Source organism: Corallococcus sp. AB049A (assembly GCF_003668885.1).
GTDB classification, from domain to species: Bacteria; Myxococcota; Myxococcia; order Myxococcales; family Myxococcaceae; genus Corallococcus; species Corallococcus interemptor.
Map to the genome: position 1 here is coordinate 1 of NZ_RAWL01001214.1, position 425 is coordinate 425.

The 425-nt window shown below is 54.8% G+C and carries 1 protein-coding gene; it reads left to right on the forward strand.

All coding sequences use genetic code 11. From position 1 onward, the window contains the following. Positions 1–245: Tn3 family transposase (locus D7X55_RS41530; protein ID WP_147470517.1), on the forward strand; the 245-nt coding region annotated here is incomplete at its 5' end. Positions 246–425 lie beyond the last annotated feature (180 nt).

Here is a 425-nt window from a genome sequence, read left to right on the forward strand (position 1 = left end):
GTCTTAACCTCGTCGTCAACGCCATCATCCTGTGGAACACTGTCTATCTCAGCCGTGCTGTCGATTATATCAGCAGTCAGGGTATTATCATTCCGGACGAGCTGCTCTCCCAGGTCGCACCACTACCATGGGCGCATATCGCGCTCACCGGCGACTACCTCTGGAACGAAATTGACCGACCCCTCGAACGCTTCAGGCCAATCCGGGCTAACCGCTTCAATCCAAACAACTTCAAATTCCCTTAGCGTGTATTAATGTAGAAATGCCCACGGAGCCCCGAAATGGCCGGTCTCGATCCGAACAACTTCTCAGCCCACGGCCTGCGGTCGGGTTATCTCACGGAAGCGGCCAATCGCGGCATTCCTCTGCCTGAGGCGATGGAGCAATCACGACACAGATCCGTCCAGCAAGCTTCTGAATACTAC